Origin of the sequence: Methylobacterium sp. WL8 (assembly GCF_008040045.1) — a bacterium.
GTDB classification, from domain to species: domain Bacteria; phylum Pseudomonadota; class Alphaproteobacteria; order Rhizobiales; family Beijerinckiaceae; genus Methylobacterium; species Methylobacterium cerastii.
The window spans coordinates 1-635 of the sequence record NZ_VRVF01000209.1; the positions used below are offsets into that span (position 1 = coordinate 1).

Consider the following 635-nt stretch of genomic DNA (forward strand, 5'->3'; position numbering starts at 1 on the left):
CACCCCACCCGCCGCCCGGCCGCCAAGACCCGAGCCTGGGTCGCGTTCCTCGCCGAAACCATCCCCGCGATGGCGTCGGAGTGGTGAGGACAGGGCTTTCGAGCGAGCGTTCGGACTTCCGACCAACCCGGCGGACCGGCCGTCGTGAAGGCTACAATCCGCAAGGATCGCACGTGAGTGGCGATCCGACATCCGTCCGTGCAGCTGGGTCGCTCCCGCGTCGCGCCTAGGATGCCGGGATGCGCGTCGGCTCGCTGTCGCGAAAAACGCCCGCCTGCGGCACCAGGCGGAATCGGGTCCCCCAAGGGTCCTGAAGCACGAGCGCGCCGTCGGCCGCGTCCGGCGTCAGGCCGGCGTCCCGGCAGCGGTCGCGGACCGCCGCCAGCGTCGGGGCGTCGGCCAGCAGGACCACCTCGGCGAGGCCGGCCATGGCGGCGGGCCGTTCGCGCGCGCCCCGGCTTTGCCAGACGTTCGTCGCGAGCTGGTGGTGGTAGCCGCCGGCGCCGAGGAAGGTCGCGCCCGGGTAGCGGATCATCACGTCGAACCCGAGCAGCCCGGCGTAGAAGCGGTCCGCCGGCTCGATCTCGCCCACCTGCAGGTGGACGTGCCCGACCCGCCCGCCCGGCGGCTACCAC

1 pseudogene is annotated in these 635 nt (G+C 73.5%); it reads right to left on the minus strand.

The window, feature by feature from the left end:
- Positions 1-226 precede the first annotated feature (226 nt).
- Positions 227-604: pseudogene (locus tag FV234_RS25945) on the minus strand (hypothetical protein); the annotation flags it as partial.
- Positions 605-635 lie beyond the last annotated feature (31 nt).